Origin of the sequence: Nocardia sp. XZ_19_369, assembly GCF_015355715.1 — a bacterium.
GTDB lineage: Bacteria > Actinomycetota > Actinomycetes > Mycobacteriales > Mycobacteriaceae > Nocardia.
This window is the reverse complement of the sequence record NZ_JACVED010000007.1, coordinates 303,728-323,556: the sequence shown is the minus strand read 5'-3', so window position 1 is coordinate 323,556 and position 19,829 is coordinate 303,728. Positions and strand designations below refer to the sequence as shown.

General features: G+C 70.0%; 15 protein-coding genes. 7 read left to right on the top strand and 8 right to left on the bottom strand.

Features of this window, described 5'->3' with window-relative positions; genetic code table 11:
* Window positions 1-46: 46 nt before the first annotated feature.
* The 4 genes from IBX18_RS26690 to IBX18_RS26675 all read right to left on the bottom strand — a co-directional run bounded on the left by IBX18_RS26690 (window position 47) and on the right by IBX18_RS26675 (window position 7,677).
* A complete protein-coding gene (locus IBX18_RS26690; RefSeq protein ID WP_147141330.1) occupies window positions 47-1,207 on the bottom strand; it encodes a VWA domain-containing protein in 1,161 nt (386 codons plus the stop codon).
* Between the two features lie 88 nt (window positions 1,208-1,295).
* Window positions 1,296-3,710: a DUF5682 family protein gene (locus tag IBX18_RS26685; protein WP_194836249.1), complete on the bottom strand. Its 2,415-nt coding sequence runs from the start codon at window positions 3,708-3,710 to the stop codon at window positions 1,296-1,298.
* On the bottom strand, window positions 3,707-4,801 hold the full coding sequence (locus IBX18_RS26680; RefSeq protein ID WP_107659029.1) for an AAA family ATPase: 1,095 nt from the start codon (window positions 4,799-4,801) through the stop codon (window positions 3,707-3,709). Before IBX18_RS26680 ends, IBX18_RS26685 begins: the two co-directional genes overlap by 4 nt.
* A gap of 2 nt (window positions 4,802-4,803) precedes the next feature.
* A complete protein-coding gene (locus IBX18_RS26675) occupies window positions 4,804-7,677 on the bottom strand; it encodes an SWIM zinc finger family protein (protein WP_194836248.1) in 2,874 nt (957 codons plus the stop codon).
* 421 nt (window positions 7,678-8,098) lie between these two features.
* Between IBX18_RS26675 and IBX18_RS26670 the strand changes: the two genes are divergently transcribed.
* From IBX18_RS26670 to IBX18_RS26655, 4 genes are all read left to right on the top strand, one after another.
* The gene (locus IBX18_RS26670; RefSeq protein WP_194836247.1) at window positions 8,099-10,516 is read left to right on the top strand and encodes an AAA family ATPase; all 2,418 of its coding nucleotides are present in this window, start codon (window positions 8,099-8,101) and stop codon (window positions 10,514-10,516) included.
* A gap of 13 nt (window positions 10,517-10,529) precedes the next feature.
* Window positions 10,530-10,982, top strand: coding sequence for a hypothetical protein (locus IBX18_RS26665; protein WP_194836246.1), 453 nt, complete (start codon window positions 10,530-10,532; stop codon window positions 10,980-10,982).
* A 91-nt stretch (window positions 10,983-11,073) separates the two neighbouring features.
* The gene (locus IBX18_RS26660) at window positions 11,074-11,463 is read left to right on the top strand and encodes a YchJ family protein (protein WP_228541796.1); all 390 of its coding nucleotides are present in this window, start codon (window positions 11,074-11,076) and stop codon (window positions 11,461-11,463) included.
* Between the two features lie 44 nt (window positions 11,464-11,507).
* Entirely contained in the window at window positions 11,508-11,783 is a 276-nt protein-coding gene (locus IBX18_RS26655) for a SelT/SelW/SelH family protein (protein WP_107659024.1), read from the top strand.
* Between the two features lie 69 nt (window positions 11,784-11,852).
* Here the strand turns inward: IBX18_RS26655 and IBX18_RS26650 are convergent, their stop codons facing one another.
* The gene (locus tag IBX18_RS26650) at window positions 11,853-12,077 is read right to left on the bottom strand and encodes a zinc ribbon domain-containing protein (RefSeq protein WP_194836245.1); all 225 of its coding nucleotides are present in this window, start codon (window positions 12,075-12,077) and stop codon (window positions 11,853-11,855) included.
* A gap of 151 nt (window positions 12,078-12,228) precedes the next feature.
* Between IBX18_RS26650 and IBX18_RS26645 the strand changes: the two genes are divergently transcribed.
* Window positions 12,229-13,827 carry a carboxylesterase/lipase family protein gene (locus IBX18_RS26645; protein ID WP_194836244.1) on the top strand — a complete coding sequence of 533 codons (1,599 nt, stop codon included), beginning with the start codon at window positions 12,229-12,231 and terminating at the stop codon, window positions 13,825-13,827.
* Between the two features lie 50 nt (window positions 13,828-13,877).
* On the opposite strand, the gene IBX18_RS26640 is transcribed toward IBX18_RS26645, so the two are convergent.
* The 3 genes from IBX18_RS26640 to IBX18_RS26630 all read right to left on the bottom strand — a co-directional run bounded on the left by IBX18_RS26640 (window position 13,878) and on the right by IBX18_RS26630 (window position 17,544).
* On the bottom strand, window positions 13,878-15,185 hold the full coding sequence (locus tag IBX18_RS26640; protein ID WP_194836507.1) for a cytochrome P450: 1,308 nt from the start codon (window positions 15,183-15,185) through the stop codon (window positions 13,878-13,880).
* Between the two features lie 202 nt (window positions 15,186-15,387).
* Window positions 15,388-16,110, bottom strand: coding sequence for a TIGR03089 family protein (locus IBX18_RS26635; protein ID WP_194836243.1), 723 nt, complete (start codon window positions 16,108-16,110; stop codon window positions 15,388-15,390).
* 3 nt (window positions 16,111-16,113) lie between these two features.
* Complete coding sequence (locus IBX18_RS26630; RefSeq protein ID WP_194836506.1) at window positions 16,114-17,544, bottom strand: LCP family protein; 1,431 nt, start codon at window positions 17,542-17,544, stop codon at window positions 16,114-16,116.
* 327 nt (window positions 17,545-17,871) lie between these two features.
* On the opposite strand from IBX18_RS26630, the gene rfbD reads away from it, so the two are divergent.
* Complete coding sequence (rfbD, locus tag IBX18_RS26625; protein WP_194836242.1) at window positions 17,872-18,741, top strand: dTDP-4-dehydrorhamnose reductase; 870 nt, start codon at window positions 17,872-17,874, stop codon at window positions 18,739-18,741.
* 11 nt (window positions 18,742-18,752) lie between these two features.
* Window positions 18,753-19,655, top strand: a complete 903-nt coding sequence (locus tag IBX18_RS26620) for a glycosyltransferase family 2 protein (RefSeq protein ID WP_194836241.1) — start codon at window positions 18,753-18,755, stop codon at window positions 19,653-19,655.
* Window positions 19,656-19,829 lie beyond the last annotated feature (174 nt).

Here is a 19,829-nt window from a genome sequence, read left to right as displayed (position 1 = left end):
GTCTAGATACAACAGATCCTCAATTCATAGTATGTGCGGGGTGCTATCAGCTATGGCTCGAGTTGGCGTTGGCCCAGACTTGGAGGTCGCCGCGGTCCAGGGCTACGGCGAGCAGGGCGGGGAACTTGTCGGGGGTGCAGGCGAAGGCGGGGACGCCGAGGGCGGCCAGGGCGGCGGCGTTGTCGTGGTCGAAGGCGGGGGCGCCCTCGTCGGAGAGGGCGAGCAGGACGACCACCTGGACGCCGGATTCCTTCATGGCGTTGACCCGGCGCAGCATTTCGTCGCGGACGCCGCCCTCGTAGAGGTCGGAGATGAGGACGAAGAGGGTGTCGGTGGGGCGGGTGATCAGGGTTTGCGAGTAGGCGATGGCGCGGTTGATGTCGGTGCCGCCGCCGAGTTGAGTGCCGAACAGGACGTCGACGGGATCGTCGAGTTTGTCGGTGAGATCGACGATCTCGGTATCGAAGACGACCAGGGAGGTCTTCAGCGAGCGCATGGAGGCGAGGACGGCGCCGAAGACGGAGGCGTAGACGACACTGGCGGCCATCGAGCCGGATTGGTCGATGGCCAGCACCACATCACGCTGTACCGCTTGGGCCTTGCGGCCGTAGCCGACCAGCCGCTCCGGCACGACGGTGCGGTGTTCGGGCAGGTAGTTGGCCAGGTTCTTGCGGATGGTGCGGTCCCAGTCGATATCGCGCAGCCGGGGGCGGGAGACGCGCGCGGCCCGGTTCAACGCGCCGGAGACGGCGGCGACGGTGTGCGCGGCGATGCGCTGTTCGATCTCGCGCACCACCTTCTCCACCACCAGACGCGCGGTGGCCTTGGTGGTTTCGGGCATCACCCGGTTCAGGCTCAGCAGGGTGCCGACCAGGTGCACGTCGGGCTCCACCGCCTCGAGCAGCTCCGGCTCGAGCAGTAGCTGAGTGAGATTCAGCCGCTGCACGGCGTCGCGCTGCATCACCTCGACGACGGTGGAGGGAAAGTAATTGCGGATGTCGCCGAGCCAGCGGGCGACCCGGGGCGCGGAACCCTCCAGCCCGCCCGAGCGTTTGCCGGAGGTCCGTTCGTCGTCGTTGTACAGCGCCGACAAGGCGCGATCCATCGCGACGTCGTCGGCCGAGCCGAGGCCGCCGAGTCCCTCCTCCGCGGCCGTACCGAGCACCAAACGCCAACGCCGCGCCTGTGTTTCGTTGTCGGTGTTCATCGCATCCCCTGAGTGGTGGTCGAACTGACGAACGGCACGGATCGAGCCCGGGCGACGGTGCCGGACGGCGCGGCAAGCAGTGAAGTACTCACACCGCGACCCCCAAAATCTCTGCGGCGGAACGCAGTGCGATATTGCCCCGCGCCATATCGAAGCTTCCGTCGCCATCGGTTCGGACGGCGGCGGCACCCCCATCGCGCACCGCGCGGCCGATCGCCCGGCGCTCACCCGATTCGAAAGCGCCGAAAGTTCGGCGCAGCAGGGGAAGTGTCTCGACGAACTGGTCCTCGCGTAGCTCGCTCAGCCAATCGTCGATGAGGCGCAACAACTCTCGGTCGTGCACCAGCAGTAGGCCACGCCCGCCGAGGAAACCGTCGATCCAGGCGGCCTTCGCGGCGGCGGTATTGCCGACCGACAGCGCGGCGGAAAGCCGACGGGCGGAATCGGTCTCGTCGATGATGCCCGCGTCGCAGAGCAGCCGGACGGCGCGGCCGACCAGGGCGCCGTGCACGTCGTCGCGGTCGGCGAGCTTGCGCAGCGCGCCGAGCCATTCGCCGGTGGCCCAGCCGTCGTCGCGGGTATGGATGGCGGTGTGCGCGGCGTCGAGCTGGCTGCGCAATTCGGTGGCCGCGTCGGTATCCAGCCCGGTGACGGCGCCGGGCAGGCCGGCACAGACGCGTACCAGCAGGCCGTCGGCCACGTGTGCGAGGGCCTTGGTGTCGGTGCCGCGGACATCGCCGTAGCGCAGCGTCCTGATCAGGCCGGGCAAGGCGGCGAGCAGGTGCGTGATGTCGTGGTCCAGCGCGGCGGCGGACTCCAGCCTGCTGATCAATCCGTCGGTGGCGCCGCCGAGGTCGGCGAGCAGCGCGACCTCCAGTGCGGCGGTGAGGCCGCCGACGGTGCTGTCGTCCCGCCCGGCCGTGTCGAGGATCTTCGCCTCGGCGGCGGTGCGGATGGTGGTGCCCCAGCGGGAGGCCTCGATGATGGAGATGGCGTACTCCGGTCGCCACTGCAGCGTCCAGGTCTCGCGGAAGGTGCCGGTGCTGCGCACCTCGCTGGTGGTCAGCTCGCCCCACGGGATTTCGAGCACGCGCAGCCGATGCAGCAGGCGCGATCGTTCGACCTCGTGCTCCTTGCGCAGGTCGAGGTCGAGCACCCGGGACGAGGCCTCCTGCTTCATCCGCAGCGAGCGGGCCCGGGCGCGCAGGTCGGCGTCGAGCGGGACGGTCGGCGTGCCCTCGGGCACGGTGCCCAATGCCTCGCCGACGACAAGTTCGTTGACGACCAGCCGCAGCATCGTCTCGTCGCCCGCGCACATCACCGCCCTGGTGGCCTCGGTGACCTCGGACAATCCCGCCAGCGGGCGATCGCGCATGGCGGCGAGCGCGTCCGCGAGCCGGACGGCCTCGATGATGTGCGCGCTCGACACCGGCAGATCGTGCGCCCGCAGCACCCCGGCGACCTTGGTGAGCCAGCGCACGATCGGCCGCTCGGTCTCGGTGAACAGATGGTGGTACCAGCCGGGCGAGGTGATTCCCGCGCCGTATCCGGAGGTCGTGGACAGGCGCGAATGCGTCCACGGCACCCAGGTCAGCGTGGCCTTCGTCTTCGGAAGTCCTTTCAGCAGCCGGGTATCCGGTGCGGCGGGCCCGAGCTTGCCGGCCAGCGCGGGCGCATGCCAGGCCCCGCACACCACCGCGAGCCGGACCGCACCGTCCTTCAATGCCTTTCGCATCGTCTGCCGCATGTATGCCTCGCGGCGCAGCGTGTGCGCGTCGATGCGGACGGCCCCGAGTCGGATCGGTTCCAGCTCGAGGACATCGTCGGTGGCCTCGCCGACCGAATTGGTCTCCGGTTCCCCGCGGTCCACCTCTGGCCGCAGGTCGATGGATGGGGGCGAATCGTATTCGGCGGCTGCCTGTTCGTCCTCGTCGCGGCGGTCGTTCGTCGTGGCGTCGGCCGGCTCCAGCTCGGCCGCGATCTGCTCGGCACCTTCGCGCAGCGCACCCATCGCCTCGGTGATCGCCTCGAAAGCGGTGGCGTCGGGCGAGGATTCGACCACCGCGTCCCACCAGCGCTCGGCATCGTCGTAACCGCCCGCCGCGGCCAGCTCGGTCAGCGGATCGAACCGATCGCCGGGCTCCTCCTCGGCGGCCAGCACCATGCTCGCGGGCAGATCGCAGAACCGCACGGGCACATCGTGTTCGGCCGCGTACGCCAGCGCCTGCCACTCCGGCGAGAACACCGCGTACGGCCAGAACGCGGCTTTCGCGGGCGCGTCGGGCACATAGGCCAGCAGCGCGACCGGCGGCTGCATCCCCTCGGCCGCGACGTAGTCGACCAGCGGATCAGCATCCGCAGGCCCCTCGATCAGGATGGTGTCCGGCCGGAACTCCGCCAGCGCCAGCCGCAGCGAGCGCGCGGAGCCCGGCCCGTGATGGCGGATGCCGAATACCCGGGTCAGCGCACCGCCGTCCGCCGAACCGGGGTCGGCGGTGCTCATCCGGAGACCTCGCGGCAAGCCCGGTAGAAATCCGACCACTCCGGGCGTTCGCGGACAACGGCTTCCAGGTACTCGGTCCACACCACCGCGTCGGCGACCGGATCCTTGATCACCGAACCGAGCACAGCGCCAGCGATGTCGGCGGCCCGCAGCACACCGTCCCCGAAGTGCACGGACAGGGCGATCCCATTGGTGATCACCGAGATCGCCTCGGCGGTGGACAGCGTGCCGGACGGCGATTTCAGCTTGGTGCGGCCGTCGGCGGTGATCCCGGAGCGCAGTTCGCGGAAGACGCGCACCACCCGGCGCACCTCCTCGGCCGCGGCGGGCACCTTCGGCAGTTCCAAAGAGGCGCCGAGCTGTTCGACGCGGCGGCTGACGATGGCGACCTCTTCGTCCTCGCTGGCGGGCAGCGGCAGCACCACGGTGTTGAAGCGGCGGCGCAGCGCGGAGGACAGCTCGTTCACGCCGCGGTCACGATCGTTGGCGGTGGCGATGACGTTGAAGCCCTTGGCCGCCTGCACCTCCGTGCCGAGTTCCGGTACCGGCAGCGTCTTCTCGGACAGCACGGTGATCAACGCGTCCTGCACGTCGGACGGGATGCGGGTGAGCTCCTCGATCCTGGCGATGGCGCCGCCGCGCATCGCGGTCATCACCGGTGACGGCACCAGCGCGCCCTCGCTCGGGCCCTCGGCGAGCAGCCGCGCGTAGTTCCAGCCGTACCGGATCGCCTCCTCCGCGGTCCCCGAGGTGCCCTGCACGAGCAGCGTCGATTCACCGCAGATAGCGGCCGAAAGATGTTCCGACACCCAGGTTTTGGCGGTGCCCGGCACGCCGAGCAGCAGCAGTGCCCGGTCGGTGGCCAGCGTCGCGACCGCCACCTCCATCAGCCTGCGCGGCCCCACGTACTTCGGGCTGATCACGGTGCCGTCGTCGAGGGTGCCGCCGAGCAGGTAGGTGACCACCGCCCACGGGGACAGCCGCCAGGACGGCGGGCGCGGACGCTCGTCGGCGGCGGCCAGCGCGCGCAGTTCGTCGGCGTAGGCCTGTTCGGCGTGCGGACGCAGCAGGTCGGGCGTCACGTCGGTCATGGTCACAGCAACTCCTCGAGCATCATCGAGCGGTGGTTGAGGTCGTGTGCGAGCTGATCGAACGCTCGCTCCCAGGCGGGATCGCCGCACCGGCGCGCGACCACGGCGGCGGCGCCCGCCGCGGTAACGGGCAAGTGCACCGACGCGGCGGACAGCAGCGACCGGTGCGCGTTAGGGGTATTGCCGTGCGCCTCGGGGCGGCGGGCCGCCGCGCGGGCACGTTCGAACAGCAGCAGAATCAGGTGCTGCGCCAGCGGTTCCGGCCACGGATGCCCCATCGCGGGCAGCAGCGCCTCGATTTCGGAGAGCCAGGAGCCGTCCAGCTCGAGCAGGTGCCGGGTGCGATCGGCCAGTGGCAGCAGCGCGAACAACTCGCGCCTGCGCAGCATGGCGACGTCGGTGGGCACGCCCGCGTCGAAGAGCGCCCGCGCCCAGGACGAATCATGCTGCGCCAGTGCGGCATCCACCCAGCCGTCGAAGATCGGCTGGCGGAAGCGGTCGTCGATCGTCACCTTGACCGCCTTGTCCGGCGCGCCGAGCGCGCTCGCCCAGTGGCGCAGCGGCGTCGCCGCGACCAGCTGCCGCAGCCTGCCCGCGGTGACGTCGGGGCCACCACCCCAGCGGTAGCTGAATTCGACGCTGCGGTCGGTGATGCCGTCGCGGTGCGCGGGTGGATCCAGCGTATCGGGCAGTGCGACAACGAGTTCGGTGTGCAGCAGCCGGTGCTCGACCCGGAGCCAGTCGCTCGCGCGGCGGGTCATGCGCTGCGCGAACGCCGAATCGGGCAGCAGGGTCAGCAGCCCGGCGGCGGTCCGCCGGACATCGGAGCGCCGATCGTCCAACCCGGCCTCCAGTAGCGGCTCGTCGGCCCTGGAGATCCCGTCGGCGAGGATGGCGACCAGCTCCGCCTTCAACGGCCCGGACTCCTTCGGCCACGCCGCGGCGAGCGTTTCGCGCGCCGCGTCCGCGTCCCGGCGGCGCAACTCGGCCAGCCATGCTCGACGCTCCGGCGGCTGCCCGAACTGCCACACCTCCTCGGTGGGCACCGCGGCGGGCTGTTCGCGCACCAGGTTTCGCCATTCCGGATGCCGGCCGGCCAGCCATCGGCCCCGGGTGCCCGCCAGGCGCAGCAGCGGCTCACGCAGCTCGGCGTTGCTCTTCGCCTGATCGAGCAGCTGTCCGCACAGCGCGTCCGGCGCGCGGTAGTCGAACGGCACGGCCGCGGCGAACCATTCGGGCAGGAAGGGGGAGCGCTCCTGGAGCATGCGCGCGAGGTGGCCCGCGGCGGTGGGTGGCAGCAGTCGCCGGGTGTCGTCCTCGGCGGGTTCGGGCGCGGTCGCGGTGACCGCGCGTACCCCGCCGCGCGCGAAAACGTCCTGGAGTGCTGCGGATTCGAGCAGGCGCAGTGCCGGATCGGCGGGTAGCAGGTCGGCGGCGCGCGCCACCGGTGCGGCGAGCTGGGCGAGGTCCGGTGCCCGGCGCGCGGTGCCGAGCAGCGCGACGGAGGTCAGATCCGCCGAGTTCGAGGACTGTGTGGTCCGGGCCTGCGACGTGCTCCGGCCGACCGGATCGAGCCTGGCCAGATCGATCACCTCGCCCGTGCTGAACACCGAGATCGGCACCAGCCCCTCGCTGGTCCATTCGGCGGCCACGGTCACCGGATGGCCGCCGGACACACCGAGTAGTCGCCACGGCTGCTCGCCCGGCGCCACCGGTAACGCGGTGCCGTCGGATTCGGTGATGTACCAACCGTTTTCGGTGCATACCGGTATCACATCGACGAGCAGCACCGGCCAGCCGCGCAGCCACGGATCGGCGCCGAGCGCGGCGGCATGGTCGTCGAGCGCGGCGGCCACCGTGCCGGAGTGGTCCGGATCGATCGGCAGGGTCGTGAAAGGTTCTGCCGCACCGTGGCGTTCGCCCCACAGCGCCCGCAGCGGTGCGGCGCCGGGGTAGTAGTGCAGGTCCGCGTCGGCGAGCAAACCGAGCGTCGGCACGTCCGCGGGAAAGCCCGGCGAACCGAACGAGTGGTCGACCACCAGCGCCCACCGCCGAGATGTGCGCCCGTACAACCATGTTCGCCGCGTGTAGAGGCGCTCGTCCTCGGAGATCCGGACGCCGAGCACCATCCACCGATCGCGGACCGCGGGCTCGGTGCGCACCGTCTCGGCCGGATTCGGGTAACCGACATGCGTGCGGACGGTGGCGGACAACTCGGGCGAAAGCTCATCCAGCCGCCGGTGCGCGGCGATGAGCAGGTGCAGCCGCGCGTATTCGCGCAGCACGACCTCCGGCCAGTCGGCCCTGGTCACCACGGCGGTCGGCAGCTGGCGCAGCGCCGAGGCGACGCTGGGCGCCTGCGCGTCGACCATTCGGGCGGCGATCGCCTCGAACGCCCGGAACGAGCGGTCGGTCTGCGCCAGCCCGGTCCGCACCTGATCGCCGAGCCAGACGTCGAGCTCGGCGAGCCCCGCGGTGACCCGGACCCGGCGCTGTTGCGCGGTCGCGGGATTCGCGGTGCGGGTGGTGGACTCCGCTGCGGGCTTGGCGGCCTTGGCCACCCGGCCGTCGATCCAGCTCGCCGCGAAATCGGCGATCCCCGGCGCCTGCTCGACCCGGCCCGCCGCCCACTCGAGCAACAGCGACAGCGCGTGCTTGCACGGGAACTTGCGACTCGGACAGGAGCACTTGTACGCGGGCCCGGACAGGTCGACGATCGTCTGATACGGCTTAGCGCCGCTGCCCTGGCACAGTCCCCACAGCGCGATGTCGTGCTGCCCGGTGCTCCGCCAGCGACTCGCGAGCTTCCGCGCGGCCGACAGCGAGCTCGCGTCCGGCGCGAGCGCCGTGACCTGGTCCTCGCTCCAGCGCGTCATGTTTCCCCCGTTCCTCGGTTGACCGGATTTGTACCCCAGGCCACCGACAAGTGCCGCGTCGACCGGTGTGCTTCGCACGGAAATACCTGTGCCATGGCAGGTTTCACTGCTGAAAACATCTTGCATGTGTGGGTGTTCTCTGGCATTCTGTCCTGTTCGGCTCGACCGAACCATCCAAATCGGGTGATACACCATCGAGCTGCCCGCCGGGGCTGGCGAGGGGTGGACATCGACGCGCGGCCCCAGCCGTTTCGATGACCATATCCATCCCCGCGGGCAGGTTCGCATGGCTGCCGGAGGTCTCACCTCCGGTGGGCGAATCCGACGGGATCGGGTAGCGTTTCGCACAGCTTCGACAGTGGCGCCGCGCACGGGATCGGAGGACGTGTAGCGGCTCGGTGGTGGAGGGGGTCCGACCAAATTGCGTCCCGACGCCGATCCGGTGCCTCGGCTGACCGAGGTGGTGACCCGGCGGCTGGCCGACGATCCGGCGGTGACGCCCTCGGTCGCACGGACCGTCCTGCGCGCCCTCGGCGGCAGTGAGAACGATGATCGGGCAACCCAATTCGACGACGGCGGGATCTTCCTGCGGGCCATCCGGGTCCGTGGCTTCCGCGGCATCGGCCCGGAAGCCGAACTGCAACTACCGCCCGGGCCGGGCCTGACCCTGGTCGTCGGCCGCAACGGCAGCGGCAAATCCAGCTTCGCCGAGGCCGCCGAGCTCGTGTTCACCGGCGGAAACCGCCGCTGGGACGGTCGATCCGCGGCCTGGCGCGAAGGCTGGCGCAACCTGCACGACGGCGGCACCGCCCGCATCGAGGTGGAGCTGCTCACCACCGGAAACAAGCCGCAGCTGACCATCGCCAAGGAATGGGCCGCCGACGCCGACCTCCCCGACGCGCAGTGGACCGAACAGCACCCGCCCGCCGCGCCAACGGAATTCGACATCGACCGCTGGGCGGGCCGGCTGGAGCTCTATCGCCCCTTCCTGTCCTACAGCGAGCTCGGCGCGCTGGTCGACGGCAAACCGAGCGACCTGTTCGACGCGCTGCACCAGCTGCTCGGCCTGGACGAACTGACCTTGGCGCAGGAACGAATTCGGATGCGCCGCCTGGAACTGGAACGCGCCGTGCGCGATTCGCGCCAGGAACGCCTCGAGCTGCTGGAGGCGCTCGAGACGGTGGCCGACGACCGCGCCATCCGGGTGAACAGCCTGCTGCGACCCGCCCAACCCGACCTCGCCGCGGTCGGGCGCGAGGTCATCGGCACCTTCGACGACCAGAGCGGCCCGGCGAGTCTGCGCGCGATCGTGCGGCTGACGTTGCCCACTGCCACCGAGGTGGCGGAGGTGGCCACCCGGCTCGCCGAATGCGGTACCGCGCTCACCCGCGGCACCACCGCCGACGCCGAGGCGGATCTGCGCGTGCTCGAGCTGTTGCGCCGGGCGCGCGACCACCACGCGGCGAGCGGCGACTGCCCCTGCCCCGTGTGCGGTCGCGGTGACCTGGACGCCGCGTGGGCCCGCGAGGCGGACGCCTCGATCGCCACCCTCGCCGCCCGCGTCGACGCGCTGACCACCGCACGCACCGAACTAGGCCAGGCGCTGCGCGCGGCGCGTTCGCTGCCGGATCTCGTTCCGCCGGAACTGGATTTCGACCCGCGCAACCCGCCCTCGGTGGACACCGCCGCCGTGCGCCGGGCCTGGGCCGACTGGGCGGCGCTCACCTCCGCCGACTACACCCCCGACCTGCCGGACCGGCTGCGCGGCGCGCACACGCGGCTCGTCGATGAACTCAACCTGGTGCAGCAGGGCACCCGCAAGGAACTGGACCGCCTCGACGAGGTATGGACACCGCTGGTGCCGCGCATCGTGAGCTGGCTGGAGGGTGCCCGCGAGGTGGCGGCGCACGCGGCCGAGCTGCGCACCGTCAAGAAGGCCGAGGACTGGCTCAAGTCCGCCACCGCGGGCCTGCGCGGCGAACGCATGACGCCGCTGGAGACGACCGCGCGCTGGGTGTGGCAGACGCTGCGCCAGCAGAGCAATGTCGAACTCGGCGCTATTCGCTTGCAGGGCAACGCCGGAACCGCGCGCCGGGTGTTGCTCGACGTCACCGTCGACGAGGTGGACGGCGCCGCGCTCGGCGTGATGAGCCAGGGTGAGCTGCACGCGCTCGGGCTGTCGCTGTTCCTGCCGCGGGCCACCGTCGAGGAGAGCCCGTTCCGCTTCGTGATGATCGACGACCCGGTGCAGGCGATGGACCCGGCGAAGGTGGACGGCCTGGCCAGGGTGCTCGCCGCCGTCGCGTGGACGCGGCAGGTGGTCGTCTTCACCCACGACGAGCGCCTCGCCGAGGCGGTGCGCCGGATGCAGCTCGACGCCACCGTGCTGGAGGTGCAGCGCCGGGATCGTTCGGTGGTCGAGGTCCGCGTGTCCAGCGACCCGGTGCGTCGCTACCTCGATGACGCACGCGCTCTCGTCCGCACCCCACAGCTGCCGCAGGCCATCGCCGATGAACTCGTCGCCACCTGCTGTCGCTCCGCGGTGGAAGCCGCGAGCCTCGGCCGGGCCAGGCGCACCCTGCTCGCCGACGGCATGAACCACCGCGAGGTGGAGCGCCACATCGACGCGGCCCAATCCACCAGGGCGAAGGTGGCTCTCGCGGTGATGGGTGTCGGCGGCAAGGTCGACGACCTCAACAAGCATCTGGTCGCGCGCGAAGGGAAATGGGTGGTCGAGGCGTTGCGCGACGCCACGGCTGGTGCGCACGTGCCGATCGGCCGCAGCATGCGCGAATTGATCACGGAGACCGAAAGATTCGTCGCATGGCTCGCACGCTGACGGCAAGGCCGGCATGACTGGGCAGCGTGGACCGCGCCGCGGACCGGCGGGCGGTCGCGGAAACAAGCGCGGACCCGCGAAAGGCCCTAAACGCCCGCGGCCGTCGGTGGCCGAGCGGCTCGACACGGTGGACCGCCTGCTGGCCGGCGCGGTGACCGACGCAGGCGGGCTGTGGTCTCGCGCCACCGCGTGGATTCTGCGAATCGCGTTGGAGCAGTCCGTGGATGAGCTGTGGGGGCGACTCGCACCGGCGCTGATGCGCTGCCCGATGCGCGCTCAGCTGATCGCGCTGCGCACCTTCGCCGGACCCGAGGTGGCGGCGCAGGTGGCCGCGCTGTGGGCGGCGTTGTCGCGAGCCGCGCACCACCACGACTACGAGCTGGCGCCCAGCGTCACCGACCTGCGTCGTTGGCGCGAACAGACCGTGGCAATCGCAGGCGCGCTGGCCGCGGTCGAGTCGAGGTGACCAGCGTCGAGTCGAGGTGACCGGTGCCGCTGCGGCGGAACAGGCCACCCGGCCGGACCTTCGTCGCGGGCGGCACGCGAGAATCGGGGACATGAGTGGGACCCGGATGTGTCCGTGTGGCCGGGGCGAGGCCTTCGACGACTGCTGCGGGCCGGTGCTGAACGGAAAGCGGGCGGCGGCAACCGCCGAGGCGTTGATGCGTTCGCGCTACACCGCTTTCGCGGTGGGGGACACCGACTATCTACGCCAATCGTGGCATCCGCGCACCAGGCCCGCCGAGCTGGAGCTCGATCCCGGCCAGCGCTGGTTGTTCCTGGAGATACTGCGCACCGCCGACGGCGGGCTGTTCGACGAGACCGGCTTGGTCGAGTTCGTCGCGCACTATCGGGCGGAGGGCTCGCGCGGCGCACTGCACGAGGTCAGCAGGTTCCTGCGCGCCGACGGCGCCTGGGTCTACCTGGATGGTGAGATCGAGGCGTGAGTGCGTGCGGCGCGGCGCGGGCCCGAACGGTAGCGTGAGCCACCATGTCCCGTGTCGCGATCGAGTACTGCACCCAGTGCCGCTGGCTGTTGCGCGCGAGCTGGATGGCGCAGGAACTGCTGAGCACCTTCGGCACCGAACTCGGTGAGGTGGCACTGATTCCGGCGACGGGCGGCCTCTTCCGGATCACCGTCGACGGCGAGCAGGTGTGGGAACGCAAGGCCGACGGCGGTTTTCCCGATATCGCGGTGCTGAAGCAGCGGGTGCGCGACCGGGTCGCACCGGACCGTGATCTCGGCCACGCGGATCGGCGCGACTGAGCCAGGCAGCTCCGGCGCTGAGCCTTCCGGGCTAGGCGCCCAGCCGCCGAGGCGAGACGTCGGCGAGACTCAGCCGCAGCAGCCGCCACCACAGCAGCCGCCACCGCCCTGCGGCGCGGCCTGGCTCGGCGCCGGAGCCGTGTTACCACGGCTGACCGTGGCAAACGTGGTCAGCAGCTTGACTGTGTCGGCATGGCCCGCGGGGCAGGACGCCGGATTCGACGACTCCGCCATCGGTCGGTTCACCTCGAAGGTGTCGCCGCAACTGCGGCACCGGTAGCTGTAGCTCGGCATCGGTCAAGCGTACCGTCGCGATCTCAGCTTGGTGCGTCGCATATCCAGGTCGCCGGTGGGTAAGTACCCTCGAATAGGAGATCACGAGGTGCGAGGCCAGCTGGAGCAAACCGGCAGCACACCGATGGATCGCTGGCAGGAGGTGCGAACAATGACTGCTCAGTTCGAGAAGGAAGCGGGCTGGGAAGTGCGCGGCGCCGAGCCAGTCGTCACCACGACTTCGGGTGATGTACGCGGCCGCTGGGACGGCCCGGTGGCGGTATGGCGCAGCATTCCCTATGCGGCGCCGCCGAGCGGGCCCCATCGGTTCCTGCCGCCGCGGCCCGCACCGGAGTGGGATGGGATCCGCGATTGCGCCACCTTCGGCGAGATCGCGCCGCAGACCATGGGCAACATGGTCCCCGTCGACTCCGACCTGCGGATGGGCGAGGACTGCCTCTGGCTGAACGTGTGGTCGCCCCGGCGCGACGTCGGCGACCTGGTGCACACCTTCGACACGGGCGAACCGCGTCCGGTGCTGGTCTGGCTACACGGCGGCGCCTACTGCCTCGGCACGGCCGCGCAGGGCATCTATGACGGCCGCAAGCTGGCCGAAACCGGTGACGTCGTTGTGGTCACCGTGAACTACCGCCTCGGTGCGCTCGGTTTCCTCGATCTGTCCTCGCTGCCCGGCCCGTTCACGCCGAACCTCGGCCTGCACGACCAGATCGCCGCGCTGGAATGGGTGCGCGACAATATCGCCGCGTTCGGCGGTGACCCCGGCAATGTCACGCTGTTCGGCGAATCGTCCGGCGCGGGTTGCGTTACCGCACTGCTGACTTCGCCGCGCGCGGCCGGGCTGTTCCACAAGGCGATCGCGCAGAGCCCGCCGGCCACCACGGTCTTCGGCCAGGAGCGGGCGGCCGCGGTGGCGCGGCGATTCCTGGAACTGCTGGAACTGCCCGCGGCCAGGGCCGTCGAATTGCTCGACTGGCCGGTCGAGAAGATCGTGGAGGTCGCGGGCATCCTGCTGGACGAGATCCCGTTGAAGGAGCCGGGCAGGCTGGCCGCGGCGCCGGTGGTGGACGGCGATCTGCTGCCGACCTATCCGATCGAGCGGTTCCAGCACGGGCGGTCGCACCGGGTGCCGCTGATGATCGGCGCCAACAAGGACGAGGCCTCGCTGTTCCGGGTGTTCCGGTCGCCGATCATGCCGGTGACCCCGGACGCGGTGAACGCGATGCTCAACGATGTGGCGGCCAGCCACCCGGAGCTCTCGCACGAGCGGATCGCCGAAATCACCTCGGCCTACCCGGATCTGGACAAGACCAGGGGCGCACTGGCCATGTCCGGCGACGCCGCGTTCCGGATGCCCGCGCACTGGGTGGCCGACGCGCACGCGCAGCACTCACCGACCTGGATGTACCGCTTCGACCACGCGACGCCGATGCTGCGGGCAGCCCGGGTCGGCGCCGGGCACGCGACCGAATTGCCTTATGTCTTCGGCAATTTCGGTTCGTTCAACCACGACCCGACGTTCTGGCTCGGCGGCCGCAAGGTGGCCATGGAGGTGTCCGGCCGAATGATGCGGCGCTGGCTGGCCTTTGCCACCCACGGGGTGCCCGCCGCGCTCGACGGCTCGAAACACTGGCCGCCGTACCGTCCGGACACGCGCACCACGCTGCTGATCGACACGGTCGATCGGGTGGTGGACGACCCCGACGCAGAACTGCACACCGCCTGGGGTGCACAGGCCGTGGGATTCGGCTGAAATCTGTTGTCTCGCAGTGCGGCTCGGAGGTACCGAGCCGCTCGACGAAGTCAGACCGTGGTCGGTTCGGGGGCGGGTGCACGACGCCCGAGGCGGACCGGCATCTGCTCGTATCCGTGCAGAGTGAACAACTTCCGGCGTCGTGGCGGCCCGTCCAGTTGCAAGTCGGGGAAGCGGTCGAACAGAGCCTGCAAGGCGTAGACGCCCTCCATCCGGGCCAGGCTGGCACCGAGGCAGACGTGGATGCCGTTGCTGAACGACAAGTGCTCCTTGGCATTAGCGCGGCCGATGTCGAAACGATCGGGCTCGGCGAACACCGCGGGGTCGCGATTGGCGCCGGCCAGCGACAGGACGACGGTGTCGCCGGCGCGCAGCCGCTCGCCGGCGATCTCCACGTCGCACATCGCGGTGCGCGCCGTCGTCTGGACCGGCGAGTCGAAGCGCAGCACCTCTTCGATGGCGTTGGGCCACAGCTCGGGTTCGGCGCGCAGCCGCGCCAGCTGCTCGGGATGGTCGAGCAGCTGGACCACGCCGTTGCCGATCAGGTTCACGGTGGTCTCGAAGCCCGCGCCCATCAGCAGACTCGCCGAGGCCTTGAGCTCGAACAGGTCCAGCTCGCCCGCGGTGACCAGAGTGCTGAGAATGTCGTCACCCGGCGTGCGCCGCAGGCGCGCGATGTGGTCGTCGAAGTAGGCGTTCATCACCTCCATGGCCTGCAACGCCCGCTCGTGGGCGCGCCAGGAGATGCCGACATCGAGCAGCGGTGTCAGTTCATCGCCCCAGTGCAGGAACCGGTCCTTGTCCGAGTCGGGGAAGCCCAGCATTTCGGAGATGATCGCGATCGGGACCTGGGCGGCGAAGGCGGTGATCAGATCGGCGGAACCGCCTGCGGGCAGCGCGTCGAGCAGTTCCGCGGTGACCGTTTCGACGCGGTCGCGCAGCCTGCCGATGGCGCGCGGAGTGAACGCGGAGGCGACCGGCTTGCGCATCTTCGTGTGCTCCGGTGGATTGATCACCAGCATCGACGGTGGCTCCACCGGGTTCGGCGGCAACGGGAAGTAGTTGGCCAGCTTCTGGAGCGGGCCGGGGATGTCGAAGCTTTCGGTGGTGCGCACGCCGAACCGGTTGTCGCGCAGGATGGCTCGGCACAGCTCGTGGTCGAAGGTGGCCCACGAGATCGAGGTGCGGATCAGCCTGCCCTGGCCGCGCAACCGCTCGATGAGCGGATACGGATCGGCGAACCCGCCGGGCCCGCCCATCAGTTCGGCGAACGCGTCGCCGCGCCTGGCTTGCCTGCGCAACACCAGCCGGGGGGCACCTTGAACGGACAACCAGCGGAACCAATACTGCGGCTTCATCATTCACCAACTCTGTCGTTGTGCGATAAGTCAACCGTACGGAACCCGGGCAGAATGTGGAACGTCCTCTAGTCGGACTTCCACCTATACCGTGGTAGGAGGTGCCGTCGAGGTTAGCCAAGACGGCCGCACACTTTCTGATTTCGCGCAGACCGAATCGCATGCGATTACCTCTGCGGGAAACCAGAAAGTGTGCGGGTGGTCAGGCGCGTTGCGCGGTGACGCGTTCTGTTTCGATGCGACGGTCGCGCAGAGCTGGGTCGGGGTTGACGACCTGGACGAGCGAGGCGCCTGCGGCGAGCACCGCGAGGTAGCCGTCGATCAGTTCGGCGGGGGTGTCCCACGGCGTGCTCGACAGCACCCGGTCGCCCTCGGAAAACCCTTGCCGCATGGCCGATTTCTTCGCTTCGGCGAACACCTCGGCCACCGGCATCCCGTCCAGCGCGGCACCCGCGCCGCCCGGCAGGAACTGATCGCCGTGCACCCGTACCGAAGTCGCGAAGTCGGTGACGCCGACCGGGAGGTCGCGTACCGGCGCGCCCATCGCGTCCAGTGACAGCGCCGCGACCTCGGCGACGCCGTCCGCGTCGTCGAGCCGGTCGGGTGTCACCAGGGCCAGTTCGGCGTGTTCGTCGGGGCGCAGCACCACCTCGGTGCCCGCCCACCAGCAGCCGAGCAGCACGGCGGCGGTCTGCCAGTGCGCGGGCAGCAGTACCGCGATCCGAGCGCCGGGACTCAGGCCGAACTCGTCGCGAATCAGGTTGGCCGTCTTGGCCGCCCAGTTCGCCAGGGTGAGCCCGGACAGTTCGATCCTGGCTCCGGTGGCGTCGTCGTAGTAGGTGACGCGCGGCCCCGCGGGGTCCCGCGCGAGAATCGGATCGAGCACTTTTTCGGTGAGGGTGAGCGCCTTGTCGAATTCACGCATTGTCTAATTCACGCATTTCGGTCCGTTCTGGCCTGCGTCGATCGGTGGGGCGGGCGGGACTGGCGTCGCGGTGGTGCTCGACGTTCCGGAGAAGTCGAACATGCTTCCTGCCGCCGAGCCCGGACCAGAATAGTCGCTCGCCAGCACGACGCTCACCGAATCCGGCGACAGCGTCGTATCCGCGAGCACCGGCAGCCCACCGAGCGCCTTGGCCACCGCCTTGGCTTTCGCGTCGGAGGTCTTCGCGGCGAGCACCCGGCTGCTGGACACATTCGGGCCGGTGTAGTTGCCGACCAGACCCTCGTGGAATCCCTTACCGCTCAAAGCCTGTGCGACCTGGCCGGCCAGGCCGCCGATGCCGCTGGCGTTGTACACGCTGACGGTCACCGTGGCCGGGTCCAGCGCGGGCTCGTCCGACTCCGACTCGGCTGCCTTACCGTCGACCAGCGAGCCCACATACGACTTCACCGCGGCCGGATCGACCCGCACCACCGATTCACCGCTGGTGGTCAGGTAATTCAGGTCGGTGACCGGAATGGTCTCGAATTTCACCTGACCGCCCGAGAGATCCTGCAACTGCTGCAGGAACGCGAGCACGTCCCAGTCGTCGTCGAGCACGACGGTGCGCCCGACCGCGTCGCTGAGCTGCTTCATCCGCCCCGGATTGCTGAGCGTCTTCGCGTTGAGCACCTGCCCGACCAACTGCGCCATGAACACCTGCTGGCGCACAATGCGATCGAGGTCACCGCGCGGCAGATTGTGCCGTTGCCGCACGAAGCTCAACGCGGCCGGGCCGTCGAGGCGTTGGCGGCCCGCCGGGAAGTCGGCGCCGGACATCCATTCGTCGACCGAATTGTTCAGGCACACCTCGACCCCGCCCACCGCGTCGGTGAGCAGCACGAAACCGAGCAGGCTCACCTCGGCGTAATGATCGACGCTGATGCCGGTGAGGTTGGCCACGGACTTGATCAACGCCTGACGGCCCGCCTGGGTGGACTGCTTGCCCGCGTCGGCCTCCGGAACACCCTGGTTCATCAGCTTGAGCCGCTGGGTCTCCTTGGTCGCGCCGTACGCCGAATTGATCTTGCCCTTACCGAGATCGGGAATGTCGACATAGGAGTCGCGGGGGATGGAGATGGCGGTCGCGGATCGGCCGTCGTTCGGCACCCGGACCAGCACGATGGTGTCGGTATTGGTGCCGACCTCGTCGCCCGCGTGCAGCAGCGCGCGCTCCCGGTCGCTCAGCGGATTGCCGTGCGCGTCGGTGCGGCTGTCGACGCCGACCAGCAGGATGTCGACGGCGCCGTCGCGCCCACCGCCCAGGCCGAGATTGCCGATGCGTTCGATGTTGGAGATCAGGCTGTCGACGCTGTGCCAGGCGAAGCCGGTGATGACGAGCACCACCACCGCGAGCACCGCGGCGCCGGCCCGCAGCGGACCGCCCGCCGGTAACCGCGATTGCGTGCCGCGCGGCCTCGCGCGTTCGCGGCTCGCAAGCGCTCCGAGCGGCCGGGTCACCCGGAACCTTCCGCCGCAGCTACTTTGTGTCCTCTCGCCAACACGACATCCTTTCGACACGCTCGGGGCCTCTTACGACAGCACGGTCCGACCGACCACCCCACCTTTCCGTAGCCCCCGCACCCTTTCAGCAAACCCATGTTCGCGGGCGGGTGTCCGCCGAGGGCAACTGACTGAAGGCTAACGAATACCGGCCCGGGCACCCTCAATCCGCAGGTGTGGCGGCGTGCCAGACTCGACCCCGTGACAGCTTCGACAGCATCCGGCGCCGCCGCGCCCGCCCGCCTCGTGGTGACCGGGGCAGGTGGACAGGTCGGCCGGGAACTGCTCGCCCTGGCGCCGGCCGCTCGCGCGTTCGGTCGCCGTGACCTCGATATCACCGATGCGGCCGCGGTCGCCGCCGTCCTGGAACCGGGCGATGTGGTGATCAACTGCGCCGCTTACACCGCGGTCGACCGCGCCGAGTCCGACGTGGCCGCGGCCTTCGCGGGCAACGAGACCGGTCCGGCCGTGCTGGCCGCCGCCTGTGCGCGAGTCGGCGCCAGGCTGATTCACCTGTCCACCGACTACGTGTTCGCGGGTGTGCACGAGCGTCCCTACGAGACCACCGATCCGACCGGGCCGGTCAGCGTCTACGGCCGGTCCAAGCTGGCCGGCGAGCATGCCGTGCTGACCCTCGCCCCGCAGTCGCACGTGGTGCGCACCGCGTGGGTATATGCCGGGCGCGGAAGTGATTTCGTCGCCACCATGCTGCGGTTGGAGCGCGAACGCGACACCGTCGACGTGGTGAAAGACCAGCTCGGCGCACCTACCTATGCCGCCGATCTCGCGGTCGCGTTGCTGGAACTCGCGGGGCGTCCGGACGCCCCGCGGCTACTGCACGCCACCAACTCAGGCCAGGCCAGCTGGTTCGACCTGGCGCGAGCGGTATTCGCCGGCGTCGGTGCCGATCCAGAACGGGTCCGGCCCTGTGACTCGTCCGCGTTTCCGAGACCCGCACCGCGCCCGGCATATTCGGTGTTGTCGCACCGGGCCTGGGATGAAGCCGGGTTGACGCCGCTGCGGCCCTGGCAGGCGGCACTGGGGGACGCGCTCGCGCGGTTGTCCGACTAGGCTCTCGGGCCGTGGACGTATCCGACTCCGCCCATAAGGGGCTGGCCGTCGTCACGGTGACCTATTCACCGGGCGAGCACCTCGAGCACTTCATCAGCACGCTGGCTGCCGCCACCACCGAGAAACCGCAGGTGATCCTTGCGGACAACGGGTCGACCGACGGGGTGCCCGAGCTGATCGCCGAGGCCAATTCGCATGTGCGGCTGCTGCGCACCGGCGGCAATATCGGCTACGGCGGCGCGATCAACCGGGCGGTCGCCGAGATCGATCCGGACATCGAGTTCGTGGTGATCGCCAACCCGGACATCCGCTGGGGCACCGACTCCATCGACCAGCTGCTCGCCGCCGCGAAGCGCTGGCCGCGGGCCGGTGCGCTGGGCCCGCTGGTGCTGGAACCGGACGGCAGTGTCTACCCCTCCGCCCGCCGGGTGCCCGGTCTGCTCGACGGCGCCGGTCACGCGATCCTCGGCACGGTGTGGAAGACGAACCCGTGGACCCAGCGCTATCGCCAGGACAACGAGGAGATCTCCGAGCGGTCCGTCGGCTGGCTGTCCGGCTCCTGCCTGCTGGTGCGGCGCGCGGCGTTCGACTCGATCGACGGCTTCGACTCGCGCTACTTCATGTACATGGAGGACGTCGACTTCGGCGACCGGATGGGCAAGGCGGGCTGGCACAACGTGTTCGTGCCGTCCGCGGAGGTCACCCACGCGAAGGGGCACGCCGCGGGGCGGCACCCCGAGGTCATGCTGCCCGCGCACCACGCGAGCGCGTACCGGTTCCAGGCCGATCGGCATCCGCACTGGTGGCAGCTGCCGTTGCGGCTGGCGTTGCGGGCCGGACTTGCGGTGCGCTCCCGGATTGCGGTTCGATCTGCGCTGCGTCAACAGGCGCTGGACGCAAGTCAGCAGGCGTAGGGCGCGGATCGACAGGCGTAGGGCGCAAGCCGAAAGCCGTAGAGCGCGAGTCGACGAATGCAGGACGCGAACCGATAAGCGCAGGCCGTGAGTTAACAAGCGCAAACCGCGAGCCAATAGGGTGCAAAGCGTGACTCGCTGGTCACCCGGCCGAGCGACAATCGAGGTAGGGCC

What these genes read in the sequence shown, in the direction of transcription:
- IBX18_RS26675 (WP_194836248.1), bottom strand. Translation starts at nt 7,677, where the DNA reads ATGACGCGCTGGAGCGAGGACCAGGTCACGGCGCTCGCGCCGGACGCG.
- IBX18_RS26680 (WP_107659029.1), bottom strand. Translation starts at nt 4,801, where the DNA reads ATGACCGACGTGACGCCCGACCTGCTGCGTCCGCACGCCGAACAGGCC.
- IBX18_RS26685 (WP_194836249.1), bottom strand. Translation starts at nt 3,710, where the DNA reads ATGAGCACCGCCGACCCCGGTTCGGCGGACGGCGGTGCGCTGACCCGG.
- IBX18_RS26690 (WP_147141330.1), bottom strand. Translation starts at nt 1,207, where the DNA reads ATGAACACCGACAACGAAACACAGGCGCGGCGTTGGCGTTTGGTGCTC.
- IBX18_RS26660 (WP_228541796.1), top strand. Translation starts at nt 11,074, where the DNA reads ATGAGTGGGACCCGGATGTGTCCGTGTGGCCGGGGCGAGGCCTTCGAC.
- IBX18_RS26665 (WP_194836246.1), top strand. Translation starts at nt 10,530, where the DNA reads ATGACTGGGCAGCGTGGACCGCGCCGCGGACCGGCGGGCGGTCGCGGA.
- IBX18_RS26650 (WP_194836245.1), bottom strand. Translation starts at nt 12,077, where the DNA reads ATGCCGAGCTACAGCTACCGGTGCCGCAGTTGCGGCGACACCTTCGAG.
- IBX18_RS26635 (WP_194836243.1), bottom strand. Translation starts at nt 16,110, where the DNA reads ATGCGTGAATTCGACAAGGCGCTCACCCTCACCGAAAAAGTGCTCGAT.
- IBX18_RS26645 (WP_194836244.1), top strand. Translation starts at nt 12,229, where the DNA reads ATGACTGCTCAGTTCGAGAAGGAAGCGGGCTGGGAAGTGCGCGGCGCC.
- IBX18_RS26655 (WP_107659024.1), top strand. Translation starts at nt 11,508, where the DNA reads ATGTCCCGTGTCGCGATCGAGTACTGCACCCAGTGCCGCTGGCTGTTG.
- IBX18_RS26640 (WP_194836507.1), bottom strand. Translation starts at nt 15,185, where the DNA reads ATGAAGCCGCAGTATTGGTTCCGCTGGTTGTCCGTTCAAGGTGCCCCC.